Here is a 14,314-nt window from a genome sequence, read left to right as displayed (position 1 = left end):
ATGTCGGGTTCTCCCGTTACAGAGAGAAGGCATAAGAAGATGTGCCGGAGTGCAGGAACAGTCCTGAATTTAGGTGGTACCACGGATGAAACATTCGCCCTAAGCTAAATCATAGCTTAGGGCTTTTATATTGCTTTAAGCAGATGAGTTGCAAGAATAGAAAAAGGAGATAAGAAAATGAAACTGGAAAAATTAGTTGGTGACCGGTTTAAAGAGAGACCGGCAGATTGTGTGATTGACAGTCATGCACTTATGGTAAAAGGTGGATACATCAAATATGTGGCAAATGGTATCTATTCTTCATTCCTGCCATTAAAGAGAATTACACGTAAGATTGAGCAGATTCTTCGTGAAGAGATGGACAAGGTAGACGGACAGGAAGTACAGTTCCCGGTTGTTATGCCTGCATCTATCTGGGAAGAATCCGGAAGATATGAAAGCATCGGAGACGAGCTGCTTCGTTTTACAGACAGAAACGGTGCCAGGATGGTACTTGGCATGACCCACGAAGAAGCAGCCGTACAGCTGGTTCGTGAGTATGCACAGAGCTATACCAAATATCCTTTTATGATTTATCAGATTCAGACCAAATTCCGTGATGAAGCAAGACCTCGTGCCGGATTAATCCGTGTAAGAGAGTTTACCATGAAGGATGCATATTCCTTCCATACCAGCCAGGAAGATTTGGAGCAGTATTATCAGAGAGTACACAAGGCATATGAGCGTATTTTTGAAAGAGCCGGTATTCCGGAAGTGGTATCCGTTGCATCTGATTCCGGTATGATGGGCGGAAGCCTTTCCCATGAGTTCATGCTTCTTACTCCGATTGGAGAAGATTCCATTGTACTTTGTGATGATTGTGGATACAAAGCAAATATGGAAGCTGCAGAAAATATTTCTGATATTCCAAGAGCCGCAGAATCAGCAGAACTGGAAAAGGTTCATACACCAAATATCCATACAATTGAAGATATCTGTGAATTCTTTGGCGATAAGACAAACAACTCCTGTAAAGCAGTTGTTTATCAGAAAAATTCAGATGACAGCTATGTGGTTGTATTTATCCGTGGCGATCTGGAAATCAATGAGACCAAGCTTGTTAATTATCTTGGTGATCAGATTCATGCTGCTGTTATTACAGAAGAGTGCGGATTAAATGCAGGCTATATCGGACCGGTTGGCTTACATATCAATGCACCTCATGTGGTTTTATATGATAAGTCTCTGGAAGGAAGAAATAACTTATCCTGCGGAGCAAATGAAGAGGAATACCACTTCAAAGGACTTGATATGGAGCGTGATGTAAAAGACGCAGAATATCATGATTTTGCTAAGGTATACGAAGGTGGAATCTGCCCGAAATGTGGTAAGAAGACCGTCCGTATTTCTAAAGGTATTGAAGTGGGAAATATCTTCCAGCTCGGAACCAAATATACCAAGTCCATGAAGATGACTTATGTAGATAAAGATGGTGAGAGACAGACTCCAATCATGGGCTGCTATGGAATCGGTGTCGGAAGACTTGCTGCTGCTGTATGTGAAGCCCATCATGATGAGTATGGTCCAATCTGGCCAAAGGAAATTGCTCCATGGCAGGTCCACCTTTGCGCAGTAAGACCGGATAATGAAGAAGTAAAGGCTTTTGCTGATGATTTATATGAGAAAATGCAGAATGCCGGTATTGAAGTTATCTATGATGACCGTACCGTAAGTGCCGGCGTTATGTTTGCCGATGCAGACCTTCTTGGAATTCCACTTCGTGTTATCGTAAGCCCAAGAAATATGAAACAGGGAATTGTTGAAGTGACATCCCGTGATAAGACCTTAAAGGAACAGGTTCCGGTAGAAAACGTATTTGAAGAGATTCAGAAGTACTTATAAGAAGAGATTAAAAATAGCATATTGTGAATGAATATGAGAAGAACTCCTGCCGGTTGGAAAACAATCAGCAGAAGTTCTTTTTGTGCGAGTAGCGAGAAAAATCGCATGCCTGCATGCAGATTTGGCGAGCATCGCGATAACTCGAGAAACTCGCAAAGCGTGTTTCTCGTAGTTAGTGCGTCTGTTTATTAATATAGCTTGTCTTAAATTTTGAATACATAATCTTCTGGCTGCGGTACAGTCCGTAATAGCCGGAGAGCATATAACTGAATGCAATCGCAAGAAGCAGGAACGGCATTGCAGCAAAGCCGAACATTTCAAAGCTGATCAGCAAAGAAGTAATCGGGCTGTTGGTGACACCACAGAAAATGGCGGCCATACCGATGGCGGCACATAAGGTTGGGGAGAAACCGGTCAACGTTCCAAAGAGACAGCCGAAGCTTGCACCGATAAAGAAAGTAGGAACAATTTCGCCACCTTTGAAGCCGGCACCAAGAGTCAGGGCAGTAAAAATAATTTTTAAAAGAAAAGCTTCCGGTGCCACTGTGCCGTCAAAGCATTTGGAAATAATATTAACGCCGGTTCCGTTGTAATCCTGATTACCTGCCAGAAGGGTGAGGAGAATAATGATGCAGCCGCCTGCCGCAGCACGAAGGTAAGGATTTTTGATAAATTTACGGTAAATGGTTTCACTGTAATGTAAGGAAATACAGAACAGGATACTGACCAATGCACATAAAACGGCAAGAATCGTTACGGTAACTGCAGAAGAAATTCCGAATTCCGGAATGTCTGAAATAGCAAAGGACGGCGGCGCAATCTGAAAGTGTAATGCCAGACCATGTGCTACTAAAGCAGAGATAACGCATGGCACTAATGCAGAATAGTGCATGATGCCGACACTGACTACTTCCAGCGGAAAAATAGCGGCAGCCATCGGTGTTCCGAATAAGGCGGAAAAAGCAGCACTCATGCCGCACATAATCATAATATGTTTATCTTTTTCATCAAAACGGAAAAGTCTTCCGAGAGAATTTCCGATGCTTCCGCCAAGCTGAAGTGCTGCACCTTCCCGGCCGGCAGAACCACCAAAAAGGTGTGTGATTAAGGTGGAGATAAAAATAAGCGGAGCCATACGCAGTGGAATTTCATCCCCAGAATGGATGGCGGAAAGCACCAGGTTTGTTCCAGTATCCTTTTCATCATGGAGAAGATGATAGAGCAGTACAATCACGATTCCACCCAGCGGAAGAAAGAAGATGAGCCATGGATAAGCAGTTCTTGTATCGGTGACCCATGTCATGCCAAAGTAAAAGGCAATTCCCACCATACCGATGAGAAGACCGGACAGAATAGAAAAAATAATCCATTTTATGGCGGTACGCAGACGACGCAGATTATGTTTGATTTTATGTATCACAAGTTCTTTGGTAACTGGTTCGTTCATGATGTAGTAACTCCTTTTTTATATAAAGTAAATATTATAAGCAGAAATTGTTTGTATTTTTTGAAAAATATATATTCTATAAGAAATAGTAGCATTCTGGAAATAAATTTACAAGATGAATGAAGAGATAAATGAAGAGAATTTTATTTGCAAAAAATAACCGGGGTGACTATAATAAGTGAAGGCTTTCTATAAAATCTGGAAATTACAGGCAATGGAGGAAGAAAGATGGAATCAGAAATCAGGATACGCCGGCAGATGATAGAGATTGGAAAAAGAATTTATCAGAGTGGAATGGTGGCTGCCAATGATGGTAATCTTTCTGTGCGTATATCAGAGAATGAAATTTTGTGTACGCCAACCGGAATATCTAAAGGATATATGACGGAAGAATGTTTATGTAAGATAAATCTGCAGGGAGAAGTCTTATCCTGTCAGGATGGGTTCCGCCCGTCTTCTGAAATGAAGATGCATTTGAAAGTATATGAAAAACGTCCGGATGTAAGAGCAGTTGTACATGCGCATCCGCCATATGCCACAACCTTTGCGATTGGCGGTCAGGCATTAAATCGTGCAATCATATCAGAATCCATTGTAAGTCTTGGCTGTGTGCCGGTAGCAGAATATGGGCTGCCGTCTACGCAGGAAATACCGGATGCCATTGCACCATATCTTGACTATTTTGATGCGTTGCTCTTAGCACATCATGGGGCACTGACTTATGGAAAGGACCTGACGGAAGCTTATTACCGGATGGAGTCGGTAGAATTATATGCAAGACTTCTTTACCAGAGTAAAATGATGGAAATGGACCGGGAGCTGGATGCAGATACGGTACACAAATTATGTCTGATGCGGGAAAAGGCAGGAATGAAGAATCCGGAAACAGTCTGTGGCAGTAAGAAATTATTATTTGAAAGCTGCCGTGAGTGTATCCGCAGGAAAAATCTTTTACCAGATGGATAGAAAAGAAAACGTTTGGCAGAAGGCAGCATTTTATAAGCAAGAAAAAGTTATTACAGAGAATAGCAGGAAACAGAAAAAGGAGATTAGAAGATGACAATAGAAGAAAGAGTAAAATTAGCAGAAGAAAAACATCACAGTGGTTATAACTGTGCGCAGGCAGTATTATGCAGTTACAGTGATAAGCTTGGAATTGACGAGGAAACTTTATTCCGTCTGTCCGAAGGATTCGGCGCAGGAATGGCAGATATGCAGGGAACCTGTGGAGCAGTAACCGGCATGTATATGATTGCAGGAGCACTGGGAAGCTCGGGAGCAATTGAAAAGGGCATGACCAAAGGCAGAACATATCAGACAGTAAAGGGACTGACAGCAGCATTTGATGAAAAAAACGGCTCTCATATCTGTAAAGAATTGAAAGGAATTGAAACCGGAAAGGTTTTGCGGAGCTGCGATGGCTGTATTGAAGATGCAGTCCGTATTGCAGAGCGCTTGTTTTCATAGAAAAAACACAATTTAATGGTAAAAGTGCACAAAAATGGAATGCCAAAATTATATAAGTGTACAAAATGTTGAAAACCCCATTGCTATTTTTGAGTAATGGGGTTATATTATATACATCCACTGAAAACGTTACCGAGAACGTAACCAACTAGGTTCCAGACAAGTCGGTATACAGATTGGGGAAGAGGTTTTCAGGAAGGACAGCATATTATATTTTAGGAGGATGTACTATGAAAAGAAAATTAGTATCTCTTATGTTAGTTGTATCTATGACAGCAGCTATGGTTGCTGGATGTGGAAGCGACGACAAGAAAGCAGCTGACAATAATGCAGCAGGAACAGAGAAGACAGATGACAGCAAAGAAGCAGCAAGTGGTTCTGTTTACTACTTGAACTTCAAACCAGAACAGGATCAGCAGTGGCAGGATCTTGCAAAAGCTTACACAGATGAGACTGGTGTCCCAGTTGAAGTTGTTACAGCAGCATCTGGTACATATGAAGAGACTTTAAAGTCTGAGATGGCTAAATCTGATGCACCTACACTTTTCCAGGTAAACGGACCGGTTGGTCTTGCAACATGGAAAGATTACTGCGCAGACTTATCAGGAACAGATGTTTATTCACATGTTAAGAGTGATGACTTTGTACTGAAAGATGGAGACGAAGTAAAAGGTATCGCATATGTACTTGAGACTTATGGTCTTATTTACAACAAAACCGTATTAAACGCATATTGCGGAATGGACGGAGCTAAAGTTACTTCTATCGATGAAATCAACAGCTTTGCAAAATTAAAAGAAGTAGCAGATGATATTCAGTCAAGACTTGCAGAAGTAAGTGAAGCAGCTGGTCCTGAATATGACCTTAAGGGTGCATTTACTTCAGCTGGTATGGATTCATCTTCTGACTGGAGATTCAAAACCCATTTAGCAAACCTTCCAATCTACTATGAATACAAAGCAGATGGAATCGGATCTACAGATGCTATCAAAGGAACTTACCTTGATAACTACAAACAGATCTGGGATTTATACACAACAGATTCTACTTGCGAAGGCTCTATGTTAGCAAGCAAGACTGGTGATGATGCAACAGCTGAATTTGGCTTAGGCGAAGCTGTATTCTATCAGAATGGTACATGGGCATACAATGATATTATCAATGCTGGTGTATTAACAGATGATGACCTTGGAATGATGCCTATCTACATCGGAGTTGATGGAGAAGAGAATCAGGGACTTTGTACAGGATCTGAGAACTACTGGTGTATTAATGCTAATGCTTCTGAAGAAAACATCAAAGCAACAGAAGATTTCTTGAACTGGGTTATTACAAGTGACACAGGACGTGACGTTGTTGCTAACCAGATGGGCTTCACAACACCATTTGATTCATTTGATGATGGATATCAGGCAAGCAATGCATTCATGGATGCAGCTAACCAGTACATTGCAGATGGTAAGACTTCTGTAGCTTGGTGCTTTACAACAATGCCTTCTGAGGCTTGGAAAGATGGCGTAGGTTCTGCATTAACAGCTTATGCTGCTGGAACAGGTTCCTGGGATGATGTTGTAACTGCATTCGTTGATGGCTGGGCTTCTGAGTACGCAGCAGCAAACGAGTAAGACTTATCGCATATAATTAAAACAATATGTGAAAAAAGGGCGGGCGGATATCGCCTGCCCTTTATAAAGGGAAAGGAAAAATATTATGAACAAATCAATTAAAAAATATTTTCCTCTTTTTGCACTTCCAACGTTAGTTGCATTTACAATTGGTTTTATAATTCCTTTTGCTATGGGTATCTATCTTTCTTTTTGTAAATTCACAACTGTTACGGATGCAAAGTTTGTAGGACTATCTAACTATACCAAAATCTTTGGAGATGAGACATTTGTTCACTCATTATGGTATACAGCACTCTTTACAATTGTTTCTGTGCTTGCCATTAACTTTTTTGCATTCGTAATTGCGATGCTTTTAACAAAGGGTATTAGAGGAACAAATGCGTTCCGTACCATTTTCTTCATGCCGAACCTGATTGGTGGTATTGTATTAGGATATATCTGGCAGTTGATTTTCAATGGTATTCTCGCAAATTACAGCAGAACATTGGTATATAATGAAAAATATGGTTTCTGGGGTATGATTATCCTGATGTGCTGGCAGCAGATAGGTTATATGATGATTATCTATATCGCAGGTATCCAGAATATTCCTGGAGATTTGATTGAAGCTGCAGAAATCGACGGGGCAACTTCCTGGCAGGTACTTAAAAATGTAACCTTACCGATGGTAATGCCATCTATTACCGTATGTACATTTTTAACACTGACCAACGGATTTAAATTATTCGACCAGAACTTAGCATTGACAGCAGGTGAACCTGCAAAGAGATCACAGCTTTTAGCATTGAACATCTATGATACTTTCTATGGTAGAAACGGATGGGAAGGCGTTGGTCAGGCAAAAGCAGTTGTATTCTTTATTCTGGTAGCAATAATTGCACTTGGACAGAACTATCTGACCAGACGTAAGGAGGTGCAGCAGTAATGAGTAATGTAAGAAAAGCAAAACATGGCTGGATTTTTACCATTATATTTACTATTTTAAGTGTACTGTGGGTACTTCCAATTGTAATCGTATTTATGAACTCCTTTAAATTAAAGGCATATATTAACCGATTCCCGTTCCAGTTAGGACCGTTTAAAATGACTGACGGATGGGACAGATTTGTTGCCGGAGTACAGAAGGCATTTGTTGGATTAACCAACTATGCAGAAGGTATCCGCAAGATTAACTTCTTTAATGCGTTTGGAACATCATTATTTATCACAGTATGTTCTGTTGCAGTAATTATTCTCTGCACATCTATGTGTGCATGGTATATCATCCGCGTGAATGATAAGTTTTCAAAAGGTTTATATTGCCTTTGCCTGTTTTCCATGATTGTACCTTTCCAGATGGTAATGTTTACATTATCCAAGCTGTCCAATATGTTACATCTTGGAAATCCGGTTGGAATCATTTTAGTATATCTTGGATTTGGAGCAGGACTTGCGGTATTCATGTTTACCGGCTTTGTAAAGAGTATCCCGCTTGAAATCGAAGAAGCAGCAATGATTGATGGATGCAGCCCGATTCAGACATATTTCCAGGTTGTATTCCCGATTTTAAAGCCTACGGCAATTACAGTTGCAATTCTTCAGGTAATGTGGATTTGGAATGACTACCTTCTTCCATATCTGGTACTCGATATCAGAAAATGGAAAACGATTCCGATTGCAATTCAGTATTTGAAAGGTGGATATGGCTCTATCGACTGGGGTGCAATGATGGCTATGCTGGTACTGGCAATTCTTCCAATTATCATTTTCTATGGAATCTGCCAGAAATATATTATCGAAGGCGTTGTTGCAGGAGCTGTAAAAGGTTAAGCATTTATATAATAAGTATTTCGCTATAGATATAGTGTAAAGGCAGGACAAAACATGACAATAAAAGATATTGCAAAAGAATCCGGATATTCAGTAAGTACTGTGTCGAGGGTTCTGAATAACAGGGATGATGTGAGTCCGGAAGCAGAAAAGAAGATTCGGCGGATTGTTGCAGAACACAATTTTGTTCCAAATGGAAATGCCAAACATTTGAAACAGATTGCCTCTAAAACCATCTGCGTACTGGTAAAAGGTACGTCAAATATGGTTTTTTCAGGGATAGCAGAAGAAATTCAGACGATTGTAAATAAGACCAGTTATACATTGAATATGATATATCTGGATGAAGAAGAAAATGAAGTAGAACAGGCAATTATTCAGTGTCGTGAAAGAAAACCTCTGGGGATTTTATTCCTCGGAGGTAATCCTGCATTTTTCAGGGAAAAGTTTCATGAAGTAAAAGTTCCATCGGTATTAGTGTCTACAGCAGGAAAAGATCTTGGCTTTCCGAACCTGTCCAGTGTAGCAACAGATGATGTGGAAGCAGCGAAATGTGCCATGAATTATCTGGTGAATCAGGGGCATGTTCATATTGGGGTAATTGGAGGAAATTTAAGTTCCTCTTATGTCAGTGAACAGCGTTATATCGGGTGCGAGAAATGCTTTGGTGAAAAGGGAAGAATATTTGATTACGATAAATATTTTGTGAAAGCAAGATTTGACTTTGGAAGTGCATATCGGGCTACGGAAAAACTTTTGGAGAAGGCAAAGGATGTGACTGCTATATTTGCGATGAGTGATGTCATGGCAATTGGAGCAATTCGTGCGATACGAGACAGAGGCCTGTTGGTACCGGATGATATTTCCGTTGTGGGGTTTGACGGAATACCAATGGCGGATTACTATAATCCAAAGCTGACCACTATAAGACAGCGGTACCAGACGATGGCACAACGCAGTCTTGAAATACTATTTCGTACAATTGACTTGAAAACCAAGGCAGTACATGAGATAATACCTTTTGAACTTGCACTGGGGGAAAGTGTTCGTGAGATAGGAAAATAATCTAGTTTGCAGGAGGAATTTAATTATGAGAACAAGTGGGATATTAATGCATATATCTTCACTTCCGTCACCATACGGAATTGGTACAATGGGAAAGGAAGCCAGAAAATTTGTAGACTTTTTGGATAAAGCAGGACAGACTTACTGGCAGATATTACCGATATGCCCAACCAGTTATGGAGATTCTCCGTATCAGTCATTTTCAAGCTTTGCGGGGAATCCATATTTTATTGACTTAGATTATCTTTGTAAGGATAAGTTACTGACAAAAAAGGAATGTTTAAGCTATGAATGGGGAGAAAATCCGGAATTTGTAGAGTATGGAACACTTTATGAAAACCGTTTTCCTTTATTGAAAAAAGCATATCAGCGCTTTAAAAAAGCATTACCGGATGATTTTGCGGACTTTTGTGAGAAAAACAGTGACTGGTTAGAGGACTATGCACTGTTTATGGCATTGAAGGATGCAAATGGCGGGGTTGCATGGTTTGAATGGAAGAAAGATTTAAAACTCCGCAAACCATCAGCAATTGAAAATGCGAAAGAAGAATTTGCAGATGATGTTGAATTCTGGAAAATGCTGCAGTATCTGTTCTTCAAACAGTGGACAGAGCTGAAAGCATATGCTAATGAAAAAGGCATTCAGATTATCGGTGATGTACCTATTTATGTTGCTGGTGACAGCGCAGATGTATGGGCAAATCCGGGACAGTTCTATTTAGATGAGAACCTGGATCCGATTGATGTATCCGGATGTCCTCCAGATGCATTCTCCGATGATGGACAGTTATGGGGTAACCCGTTATTCCGTTGGGATGCTATGAAGAAGGATGGTTATACCTGGTGGACAAAACGTATCAAAGCAATGTCTGAATTGTATGATGTTGTTCGTATTGACCACTTCAGAGGTTTTGATTCATATTACGCAATTCCTGCAAAGGATAAGACAGCAAGAAATGGAGAGTGGAGAGAAGGTCCTGGTATGGACCTGTTCAATGCTCTGGAAAAGAAACTTGGCAGATTAAATATTATTGTAGAAGATCTGGGTTATTTAACACCGTCCGTAAAACAGTTGTTAAAGGATACCGGTTTCCCTGGAATGAAGTTAATCCAGTTTGCTTTTGACAGCAGAGAAGAGAGTGATTACCTTCCACATACATATCAAAAGAATTGTGTTGTTTATACTGGAACTCATGATAATGATACCATTATGGGATGGTTCAAGACGGCTCCAAAGGAAAGCGTTAAATATGCCAAAGAATATTTAAGATTAAACAAAGAAGAAGGATATAACTGGGGCACCATGAAAGCAGTATGGGGCTGTGTTGGTGATATGGCTATTGTTCCGATGCAGGATATTCTTGGAATTGGCAGTGAAGGACGTATGAATACACCATCTACACTTGGCATGAACTGGAAATGGCGTGCAGTAGATGGACAGATTACTTCGGCACTTGCAAAGAAAGTCTGCAAAAATATGGAAATCTACTGTAGAAAGAGAAAAACAAAAGAAGAGCTGGAAGCTTTAGAAACAGCAGAATAAAATGTATCATTTTATAGTAAACAATACCTCGGGAGGCGGCAGGTCCAAACGGGTCTGGGAGGAACTGCAGAATTACCTTCTGGAGCATGAAATAAGGTATAAAGCACATTTTACAGAGTATGAGGGCCATGCGAAGAAGCTTGCAGACCGTGTATGTGATATTGATAGAGAAAAAGTGTATCTTATTGTGGTCGGTGGTGATGGTACGTTAAATGAAGTACTGAACGGGATGCATGATTTTGAAAAAATCCGGTTTGGATACATACCGACCGGCTCCGGGAATGATTTCGCAAGAGGTATGAAAATCAATGGAACACCTACAGAAAATTTAGAGCGGATACTTCAGGCGGAAGAGACAACGCCGATTGACTTGGGCTGTGTCAGCTGGGTGGAAGAAGGACAGAAGGAACAGAAGATTTTTGCAATTAGTTCCGGTCTTGGACTGGATGCGGATGTATGTAAACAGGCACTACATTCCGGATTAAAGAAAGCATTAAATAAACTGGGACTTGGTTCATTAACCTACGTCTGTCTTACGATAAAATCCTTGTTTACCATGCCGACAGCAGAGGCGAAGATAGTATTTGATGATGAAGTGGAAGAGCCGATTTCCCGGATGATTTTTATTGCTGGAATGAATCAGTATTGTGAAGGCGGCGGAGTAGCGATGGCTCCGGATGCAGTGGCTATGGACGGAGAATTTTCGGTCTGCTGTGGCTATGGAGTGGCAAGGTGGCGTACCTTTTTTCTGCTGCCATTTCTGGTAAAGGGAAAACATACAGGATTTAAGTGCTTTGATATCCATAATTGCAGAAAATTCAGCGTGGATTTGGAAAAGCCAATGGTATTGCATGCTGACGGAGAATATTGCGGGGATGTGACGCACGCAGAGTTTAGATGTCTTTCTGGAAAACTGAATATTTTGTTATAAAGGTGACTTCCTCCTGCATATACATATAACAGTATAGGCAGGAGGAATTTATATGGAAAATTTTAATACAGGCACTTATGATATGTATAAAGATATCAGTGCAAGGACAAATGGGGAAATTTACATAGGTGTGATTGGAGCTGTGCGGACCGGAAAGTCATCTTTTATCAAACGTTTCATGGAGCTGATGGTACTTCCGTTTATGGAGGATGAAAACAGCCGCCAGCGTGCGGTGGATGAAATGCCACAGGCGGCCCAGGGGAAAACCATTATGACAACAGAGCCGAAGTTTATTCCAAAAGATGCTGCAAAAATCCGGCTTGGCGAAGATACCGAAGTAAAAGTGAGGCTGATTGACTGTGTGGGTTATATGGTAGAGGGTGCCACCGGACATCTGGAAAATGGCGTGGAGCGAATGGTAAAGACGCCTTGGTTTGAAGAGGAAATTCCTTTTACAAAGGCAGCAGAGGTCGGGACCAGAAAGGTTATTAATGACCATGCAACCATTGGAATTGTAGTAACTGCAGATGGCAGTTTCACAGATATCCCGCGGGAGAATTATGTGAAAGGTGAGGAAGAAACCATAAAAGAGCTGCAGAGAATCGGAAAACCCTTTGTTATGGTACTGAATTCCGTAAAACCATACAGCGAGGAAACGGCACAACTGGCAAAAGAATTAGAAGAAAAATATGAAGTCAGTGTATTTCCACTGAATTGTGAGCAGCTTCGAAAAGAAGATGTCTATGCAGTACTGAAGGGTATCCTCTATGAATTCCCGGTTGTGAAGATGAATTTCTTTCTTCCGAAATGGGTAGAAATGTTGGAAATGAGTCATCCAATCAAAGAAAATGTGGTTGCAAATGCTGGGAAAATGCTGTCGGAAGTAACACTGATAAAAGATTTGATGGATTACAAGATGGCTCCGGAGGGAGATTATATTTCCAATATGATGATGCAGGCGGTGAATCTGGAAAATGGCACAGCAGATATCCGGCTGGATATTGCAGATCAGTATTATTATGAAAATATCAGTGAACTGACTGGAACAGAAGTGACCGGGGAATACCAGCTTATTTCCATGATAAAGGAGCTTTCTGAGAAACGTAAGGAATATGAGAAAGTAGCGGATGCGGTACAATCGGTAGAAATGAAAGGATATGGAGTGGTGAGTCCGAAGCTTTCAGATATTAAAATGGATGATCCGGTGCTGATTAAACATGGTAATAAATTCGGCGTAAAAATTAAGGCAGTAGCACCGTCTGTTCATATGATCCGGGCAAATATTGAAACGGAGATTGCACCGATTGTAGGAAGTGAAGAGCAGGCAAACGACCTGATTCATTATATCAAAGAGGGACAGAGCACAGAAGAGGGAGTCTGGGGAACCAGCATTTTTGGAAAATCCATTGGAGAACTGATGGAAGACGGTATCCGCAGCAAGATTGGCATGATGGATGATGAAAGCCAGATGAAGCTGCAGGATACCATGCAGAAGGTTGTAAATGATAATAATGGCGGATTAGTCTGTATTATTATTTAAGGATGCAAGCCGGTAATCCCGGGGCGATATTCCTTTCAGCTTGTGGAACGTCTTGGAAAAATGCAGCCCATTGTCAAAGCCTACGGAATTAGCTACAGCAGTAATGGATAGGCTGGAGTGTTCTAAGAGATAGCATGCCTGTTTTAAACGAAACTGGGTCAGATAATTTTTCGGAGACTGACCCAGTATGGTTTCAAAAGAGCGGTACAGATGGCTCCGGCTTACGCCTACATAATCAGCAATATCATCTACGCGGATCGGATAGGAATAGTTGGCGGAAATATAGGCAATTCCTTTCTGGACATAGTTGCTGGAACTGTTATACTGTTCATTATTGCTGGCATGTTTCATAAAAAGAGCCAGCGTCTGATAGAGTCGTCCGGTCATTTCTACAGAATCCATGAAATCATTTCCGCGGGCTTCATAGATACCGAGAAGGTGTTCCCGGATGGATTCGGAAAGCGGCGTCTGGTGAATCAGTGGAAAATCCCTGGAAAAATCTGTGGCATTCAAAATAATGGCAGCGTCACTGCCATTAAAGCCTACCCAGGCATATTCCCACGGGTCTTTTTCGTCTGCATAATAGGTGATTTCGGTCTGAGGGTAGACAAGGAAGGTATCTCCGGTGGAAAGGGCATAAACTTTACCACCAACAGAATAATATCCTTTGCCGGATAGAATGTGATGAATCAGATAATGGTCACGGATTCCCGGTCCCCACTGGTAAAGAGGTTCACATTTCTGGAAACCGACATTATAGACGGAAAGGGAAACCAGTTCTTTTTTATTTACTTTATAAGAATTCTTATATTTTGGGTCCATCGTATGCCTCCCTTCTGGAATTTGCAGATAGATTATAGATATATTATAGAGGCTGTCCTTTGCAGATGCAACAAAAATACATATTGTTTATACAATAGATACTGTTCAAATACAGGAATATAAGGTATACTCTTATTTGTAAGGAACACGAAAATACATATTTTAGTACAAAGGAGTGGAG

The 14,314-nt window shown here is 40.9% G+C and carries 12 protein-coding genes and 1 other annotated feature (1 of these 13 only partly in view); of the genes, 10 read left to right on the top strand and 2 right to left on the bottom strand.

The window, feature by feature from the left end:
* Positions 1-105, top strand: a binding site (T-box leader) (it extends 123 nt beyond the left edge of the window).
* A 72-nt stretch (positions 106-177) separates the two neighbouring features.
* Positions 178-1,881, top strand: a complete 1,704-nt coding sequence (locus tag DWX65_RS01515) for a proline--tRNA ligase (RefSeq protein ID WP_117697141.1) — start codon at positions 178-180, stop codon at positions 1,879-1,881.
* 172 nt (positions 1,882-2,053) lie between these two features.
* Here the strand turns inward: DWX65_RS01515 and DWX65_RS01510 are convergent, their stop codons facing one another.
* Entirely contained in the window at positions 2,054-3,328 is a 1,275-nt protein-coding gene (locus DWX65_RS01510; RefSeq protein ID WP_117697143.1) for a chloride channel protein, read from the bottom strand.
* 228 nt (positions 3,329-3,556) lie between these two features.
* On the opposite strand from DWX65_RS01510, the gene DWX65_RS01505 reads away from it, so the two are divergent.
* From DWX65_RS01505 to spoIVA, 9 genes are all read left to right on the top strand, one after another.
* Positions 3,557-4,294, top strand: coding sequence for a class II aldolase/adducin family protein (locus DWX65_RS01505; RefSeq protein ID WP_117697145.1), 738 nt, complete (start codon positions 3,557-3,559; stop codon positions 4,292-4,294).
* A 90-nt stretch (positions 4,295-4,384) separates the two neighbouring features.
* Positions 4,385-4,795, top strand: coding sequence for a C-GCAxxG-C-C family protein (locus DWX65_RS01500; protein WP_117946894.1), 411 nt, complete (start codon positions 4,385-4,387; stop codon positions 4,793-4,795).
* Between the two features lie 230 nt (positions 4,796-5,025).
* The gene (locus tag DWX65_RS01495; protein ID WP_117840992.1) at positions 5,026-6,420 is read left to right on the top strand and encodes an ABC transporter substrate-binding protein; all 1,395 of its coding nucleotides are present in this window, start codon (positions 5,026-5,028) and stop codon (positions 6,418-6,420) included.
* Between the two features lie 85 nt (positions 6,421-6,505).
* The gene (locus DWX65_RS01490; RefSeq protein WP_117697151.1) at positions 6,506-7,348 is read left to right on the top strand and encodes a carbohydrate ABC transporter permease; all 843 of its coding nucleotides are present in this window, start codon (positions 6,506-6,508) and stop codon (positions 7,346-7,348) included.
* Positions 7,348-8,232, top strand: coding sequence for a carbohydrate ABC transporter permease (locus tag DWX65_RS01485; RefSeq protein WP_117840993.1), 885 nt, complete (start codon positions 7,348-7,350; stop codon positions 8,230-8,232). Before DWX65_RS01490 ends, DWX65_RS01485 begins: the two co-directional genes overlap by 1 nt.
* 54 nt (positions 8,233-8,286) lie before the next feature.
* The gene (locus tag DWX65_RS01480; protein WP_117697153.1) at positions 8,287-9,297 is read left to right on the top strand and encodes a LacI family DNA-binding transcriptional regulator; all 1,011 of its coding nucleotides are present in this window, start codon (positions 8,287-8,289) and stop codon (positions 9,295-9,297) included.
* A 25-nt stretch (positions 9,298-9,322) separates the two neighbouring features.
* A complete protein-coding gene (gene malQ, locus DWX65_RS01475; RefSeq protein ID WP_117840994.1) occupies positions 9,323-10,840 on the top strand; it encodes a 4-alpha-glucanotransferase in 1,518 nt (505 codons plus the stop codon).
* A gap of 1 nt (position 10,841) precedes the next feature.
* The gene (locus DWX65_RS01470) at positions 10,842-11,771 is read left to right on the top strand and encodes a diacylglycerol/lipid kinase family protein (protein WP_118172629.1); all 930 of its coding nucleotides are present in this window, start codon (positions 10,842-10,844) and stop codon (positions 11,769-11,771) included.
* 52 nt (positions 11,772-11,823) lie between these two features.
* A complete protein-coding gene (gene spoIVA, locus DWX65_RS01465) occupies positions 11,824-13,311 on the top strand; it encodes a stage IV sporulation protein A (RefSeq protein WP_118172628.1) in 1,488 nt (495 codons plus the stop codon).
* On the opposite strand, the gene DWX65_RS01460 is transcribed toward spoIVA, so the two are convergent.
* Positions 13,291-14,133: an AraC family transcriptional regulator gene (locus DWX65_RS01460; protein WP_117697160.1), complete on the bottom strand. Its 843-nt coding sequence runs from the start codon at positions 14,131-14,133 to the stop codon at positions 13,291-13,293. The two genes, spoIVA and DWX65_RS01460, sit on opposite strands and share 21 nt — an antisense overlap.
* Between the last annotated feature and the right edge of the window lie 181 nt (positions 14,134-14,314).

The sequence above is a fragment of the Roseburia sp. AF20-18LB genome, assembly GCF_003461185.1.
GTDB classification, from domain to species: Bacteria; Bacillota; Clostridia; order Lachnospirales; family Lachnospiraceae; genus Roseburia_C; species Roseburia_C amylophila.
Note: the sequence above shows the minus strand (reverse complement) of the source record. Positions and strands in the feature narration are given on the sequence as shown.

Coding starts and splice junctions, on each gene's coding strand:
- DWX65_RS01515 (WP_117697141.1), top strand. CDS start 178: ATGAAACTGGAAAAATTAGTTGGTGACCGGTTTAAAGAGAGACCGGCA.
- DWX65_RS01510 (WP_117697143.1), bottom strand. CDS start 3,328: ATGAACGAACCAGTTACCAAAGAACTTGTGATACATAAAATCAAACAT.
- DWX65_RS01505 (WP_117697145.1), top strand. CDS start 3,557: ATGGAATCAGAAATCAGGATACGCCGGCAGATGATAGAGATTGGAAAA.
- DWX65_RS01500 (WP_117946894.1), top strand. CDS start 4,385: ATGACAATAGAAGAAAGAGTAAAATTAGCAGAAGAAAAACATCACAGT.
- DWX65_RS01495 (WP_117840992.1), top strand. CDS start 5,026: ATGAAAAGAAAATTAGTATCTCTTATGTTAGTTGTATCTATGACAGCA.
- DWX65_RS01490 (WP_117697151.1), top strand. CDS start 6,506: ATGAACAAATCAATTAAAAAATATTTTCCTCTTTTTGCACTTCCAACG.
- DWX65_RS01485 (WP_117840993.1), top strand. CDS start 7,348: ATGAGTAATGTAAGAAAAGCAAAACATGGCTGGATTTTTACCATTATA.
- DWX65_RS01480 (WP_117697153.1), top strand. CDS start 8,287: ATGACAATAAAAGATATTGCAAAAGAATCCGGATATTCAGTAAGTACT.
- malQ (WP_117840994.1), top strand. CDS start 9,323: ATGAGAACAAGTGGGATATTAATGCATATATCTTCACTTCCGTCACCA.
- DWX65_RS01470 (WP_118172629.1), top strand. CDS start 10,842: ATGTATCATTTTATAGTAAACAATACCTCGGGAGGCGGCAGGTCCAAA.
- spoIVA (WP_118172628.1), top strand. CDS start 11,824: ATGGAAAATTTTAATACAGGCACTTATGATATGTATAAAGATATCAGT.
- DWX65_RS01460 (WP_117697160.1), bottom strand. CDS start 14,133: ATGGACCCAAAATATAAGAATTCTTATAAAGTAAATAAAAAAGAACTG.